Below are 5,054 nucleotides of genomic sequence, written 5' to 3'. Positions count from 1 at the left end.
ACCGTTAGCCATAATTAAGAATGACCAGAACTTACATCATATTTTTACTTCTATTAATCGGATGTAAATCTGAAAAAAAAGAAGACTACTATTCTGAAGAAAAAAATGAAATTGAACATATCGATTTTAATCTTCCGACTTTTGGAAAATGGACGGAATGTTACGCAGATAAATCAGTAAAATTATACTTTGACGAATTATCAATTTCTGATAAGTTTAAAACTCTAGGAGTTTATTTAAACAATTATACATTTTCAAAAAAAGACAGTCTAGATGTTCTCGATTTTGAAGATTATGCTGTTTTTATGATTAACAAAAATGAGCAAAAATGGAAATTGACTGGGAACGATTTAGAAAGAATATTTCGAGTTCAAAAAAAGAAAACTGGAACTATTAATGTTGACAGATTGGAAGCTTTAAAAAAAGTGTATTCTGACACAACTTTTTTACATTCCGAAAAGCCAATTGTTATTGAAGAATATAAACCGAATGAAAACATATTATCTGCTTTAAAATTAATAAAGCCTTATTATGACGACCACGATATCATAGTGGTTTATGTATACAATTTGATTCTTATAAATAATCATCTTGTTTATGGTGGATATTATTTAGACCTAAACGGAATTGAATCTCTTGAAAAGGCAAAAGAAATGAATGACATAATAATGACTAAATTTCTTGAATCGAATAAATAACTATGGCTAACAACGTATATAAAAAATTGCTATTTTAGGCTAAATTTAAAGGTCGTTGCACGTTTGCTACGTCTGAATTTCCTTCGGAAATTCCTCGCACGCAAACCCGCAACTTTCCATATACAATCACGTTACCTGCAAGCTGGAAAAATCGCTAATAATTGAATATTTAAAGATTATAAATTAATGAACGAATTAATTTCACCAAAATATCAAATGAAACTTGTAAAATCAGTTCACGATGCTATTTGGGAAGAATATAAATCATACAAGGAAGTTAGTTTATACATTGAAAAATGGTACGAAGGAGACCAATGGAATAATAATTGGGAAAACTTCCACATATTCCAAAAGGAAAACGGAGAAATTGATTTATTACGGACTTTACACTCAATGGCAGGAAGTGATTTATTAAAAGTAGCTATCGATATGGGAGTTGATACTCCAGATTTTATTCCTTCGATTCCAACATTCAAAAATGAATTAAAATCTGAATTTAAAACCGCTTATGACACATTTTCAAAGGCTTTCAAGCAAATCGAAACTGACCCAAGTCTTGCTATCGGCTTGGCAAACTCAGCATTGGAAAGTATAATAAAGGAAATATTAAAAGACGAGCGAATTAACAGTAAAGTAAAAGGAACTGAAACTCTTTATAAACTAACTACAATAATTTTAAAAGAATTTAATATTGTGGATAGCAATCACCCTGTTGAAATAAAAACTATTGGGAGTTCACTCTTAGCAATATGTCAATCAATCGAAAAATTGAGAAGTGAAAAAACTGATTTTCACGGAAAAACTTCAGAGGATTATTTGATAAACGATACTGTTTTTACCTATTTTGTGGTTAATTCAGTTACAACCGTTGGACTTTTTTTAAATTCATATTTTAAAACTAAATTCCCAAAACCAATAAAAATTGCTGAAGAACACGATGATTTACCTTTTTAATATAAACAGAAAGAAAAGCCTGCAGGTAACAATGTGTATAAGCAATGGCTTGTCCTCGCCTACTTGGAAAATCCTGCGGATTTTCCAATGGCAATTACCTGTTTGCAATTGTCCGTGACGAACCACGCCACTGCTCATACACGAAACGTTGCCAAACATAGCGGAATTTCACTCTGACGCAAAAAATCAGAATTTATAAAACTGCTGATTTTCTGCCTACTCAAACTCTGAAAAACTTACTCAAGATCTGAATTTTACTCTTGCGGAATTTTTGCCACTTTATCTAAAAAAAAATCCTCGTTTTAGGCGCGAAATTTTTTTAGAATTTTAAGAAAGTAAAAACAAAAACACTCATTTGCTGAACTTTAATCTTGCGGAATTCCAACTGTTGCGCTGAAATCCACTCAAACGGAATAACATTGTTTGCGGAATTGTAGCAACTGAAATTCCACGTTTGGCAACAACGTGTATATTTAATTTGCTCGTTTCTTAATTGTCGTGAAATTCTGCCGAATTTCACTTATGGCTAGTTTTTATTTATTAAATTAGTTGCTTAACCACGCAAACTAACCATACACAAACACGTTGGCAACAAGTTGACGAAACCGACAGAATCACAATAAACGACAATAAATCATGGCATTTCTAGAGTTAAAAAATGATGGTCAGAAGACTTTAATAAATATAAAAGATATAGTATTAGTGAAAGAAGATTTTGACATTGGATATTCGATAGTTCACATTAGAGGAATTGAAAAACCATTAAAAGTCAAAATACATTTTAGTACAATTGCTGACAAAATAACAGAAGACTAAAGTTAAATAAAACGATGAACTACGAAATACCAAATTCATTTAATTGGTTTGCAAAACTGAATCTAACCCAATTCATTCCTTGGAATTTTGACTCGGAAATTAATCCAAATTCATCAATCAACGAACAATTTAAAATTGAGTGCGAACAAAATCGTGAAGTTCTGACTTTTGGACGTAGACAAGATATGGACACATTTGTCGGATTTGAAATTTTAGATGGAAAAGTGACCGAAAATGTAATCGTCTTTCATCCATCTTTCGGAACAAATGTAAAAGGATGGAATATTATCGAATCAGAACATTTGGATTTTTTCGATTTTATGCAAAAAAGAGTTTTACCTGAAATGAAAAAATGGATACCTGAAGATGACGTAAATGATTATATTGAATAAAAAAACCAGTTGCCAACACCGTATAAAAAATAATTGCGGTTTGGTTGCTTAATCAAAGGTCGTTGCGTGTCTGTAACGTCTGATTTTCCTTCGGAAAATCCTCGCATACAAACCCGCAACTATTCTTATACAACAACGTTGCCTACAATAGCGAAATCCACTCAAGCGCAAGCAATACGGAATTGTAAACCGTCTGACTTTTGCCAACCTCTACGCTGAATTTTTTACTCGAAATCTGAATTTAGCCTGTTGCGGACTTACCACTCATGCGGAATTTATAAACGTTGCGGAAATCAGATCTGAACGCTGAAATTCACTCTTGCGGAATTGAGCCAGTTTGCGGAATCGAACGGAATAAATAAAGCGGAATTTTTGGCTAGTTTGTTTTTCGTGATTTTTTTTTAGAATTTTAAGAAAGTAAAAACGAAAAAACTACAGTAGGCAACAACGTATAAAAATAATGCTTAGTTTAGTGCTAAATCAACGAATAGTCCACTTTTGCTACTTCTGAATTTCCTGCGGAAATTCCTCGCACGCAAAACCGCACTATTCTTATACAGAAACGTTAGCTACAATTTTTAGAAACATGAATAATTTGGATTACAGCATTTCTTTACGAGTAAAAGGATTTTCTAAAAATGAGATAAAAATGAAATTGTTTGAAAAAGGTTTGGATGAAACTCAAATTGATTATTATTTAAAAAAATCTGATGAAATCTTCTTAAACCGAACACTAGAAAGTAAAAGATATAATCCAGACAGAAAGACCAAAAGTGGGTTCAAAATTATAATTCTATTACTTAGTCTATTACTTCTGTCATTTGTTTTTTTTGGATATGCAAGAATCGGATTGCTGGGACTTTTTATTTTTTGGAGTTTAATTGGATATAGTTCGTTCAGGAAATAAGTAAAAGAAACACCAAATACTCTAAGTGTTTAAAATTAACTAGTATGGCAAATAAAAAGAATGGGCAATTACCTCAGACTAAATCTTGGGATAAACATTTGCGTAAAATTGGAAAACGGATTTTCTGGAAAACAGAGCGTCCAACTGAAAAAAAAATGATTATAAGTGAAATCTCTGAAATATTAAAACGAACTGAATAAGAAACTGTAGCTAACAACGTGTATAATTAATTGCTAGTTCTAGCCTGCTTACGAATATTCCTGCGGAATATTCTATTCGTTTTTTATTTACTAAATTTAGTTGCTTTAACACGCAACTAACCATACACAAAACGTTGGCAATAATTAAACTCAAACCCTGAACTGAACTATGAACATAAGACTTCTGATTTTTTCATTGCTGATTTATTGCAACATCTATTCTCAAAATTTAGAAAAAGAGAATACGGTAAGTGTAATGCTGATGAATTGCTATGAAGGAAGTGAAATGGATGAAACTAAAATTGACTTTTCTGAATACTACGCTGTTTATGAAAAAGAAAAATATTTAATAACAAATTTTAACATTAAAAAATACAATTCTGATAGTATTGTTCAACCGAAATTTATAATCAAAGGATTGGATTCAATAAAAAGTTTAACCAATGGAAAGTGGATTAACAGAAAAATGTATCCAGGAGAAACTATAATCTTTTCTGTTCCAAATTCGGAGAATGAAGAGAATAGCAGAAGTTATTCGATTTACATAAAAGGAGAGTTAATAGAAACTGAAAATAACGAGTTTCCTTATTTTAAAAAAATAAAGGATTGTGAATTAAGAGTTGCTTCGGGAAAGACTAATGAAAGTATTTTAAAAATGGATATTCCTTCCTTTCCTTCTGGAGGTTTTGAGGGTGGAATTTATCTTTATTGGATTGGAGATTTAAATGGAGACAATCGACTTGATATGTTGGTTGGAAATTCAACTCATTACGCTGGAATTGAATTAATTCTCTATTTATCTGACAAAACCGACAAAGAATTATTTATAAAACATAAAGTTGGAAGTTGTTCTTCCTGTTAAAAATAACTATTGCCAACAACGTGTATAATTAATTGCTTTGGCAAGTGCTTATCTGGAAAATTCCTTCGGAATTTTCTCTAGTCCGTATTTGTTTACTAAATTAGTTGCTTAACCACGCAACTAACCATACACAACAACGTTGCCTACAATAGCGAAATCCACTCAAGCGCAAGCAATACGGAATTGTAAACCGTCTGACTTTTGCCAACCTCTACGCTGAATTTT

The 5,054-nt window shown here is 31.5% G+C and carries 6 protein-coding genes; all 6 read left to right on the top strand.

The genetic code is table 11. The features are described from left to right. Positions 1 to 20 precede the first annotated feature (20 nt). The 6 genes from LY08_RS13445 to LY08_RS13420 all read left to right on the top strand — a co-directional run bounded on the left by LY08_RS13445 (position 21) and on the right by LY08_RS13420 (position 4,829). Positions 21 to 698, top strand: coding sequence for a hypothetical protein (locus LY08_RS13445; protein WP_111660335.1), 678 nt, complete (start codon positions 21 to 23; stop codon positions 696 to 698). Positions 699 to 884: 186 nt separating this feature from the next. Further along, the gene (locus tag LY08_RS13440) at positions 885 to 1,652 is read left to right on the top strand and encodes an abortive infection family protein (protein ID WP_111660949.1); all 768 of its coding nucleotides are present in this window, start codon (positions 885 to 887) and stop codon (positions 1,650 to 1,652) included. A 636-nt stretch (positions 1,653 to 2,288) separates the two neighbouring features. Further along, complete coding sequence (locus LY08_RS13435) at positions 2,289 to 2,468, top strand: hypothetical protein (RefSeq protein ID WP_111660948.1); 180 nt, start codon at positions 2,289 to 2,291, stop codon at positions 2,466 to 2,468. 185 nt (positions 2,469 to 2,653) lie between these two features. Next, a complete protein-coding gene (locus LY08_RS13495) occupies positions 2,654 to 2,860 on the top strand; it encodes a hypothetical protein (RefSeq protein ID WP_146603233.1) in 207 nt (68 codons plus the stop codon). A gap of 951 nt (positions 2,861 to 3,811) precedes the next feature. Next, complete coding sequence (locus tag LY08_RS13530; RefSeq protein ID WP_158526744.1) at positions 3,812 to 3,967, top strand: hypothetical protein; 156 nt, start codon at positions 3,812 to 3,814, stop codon at positions 3,965 to 3,967. Between the two features lie 169 nt (positions 3,968 to 4,136). Next, positions 4,137 to 4,829: a hypothetical protein gene (locus LY08_RS13420; RefSeq protein WP_146603232.1), complete on the top strand. Its 693-nt coding sequence runs from the start codon at positions 4,137 to 4,139 to the stop codon at positions 4,827 to 4,829. The last annotated feature ends 225 nt before the right edge of the window (positions 4,830 to 5,054 follow it).

It is taken from the genome of Olleya aquimaris (genome assembly GCF_003259525.1).
In the GTDB taxonomy this organism is placed as follows: Bacteria; Bacteroidota; Bacteroidia; order Flavobacteriales; family Flavobacteriaceae; genus Olleya; species Olleya aquimaris.
This window is presented reverse-complemented; position numbering and strand designations above follow the sequence as displayed.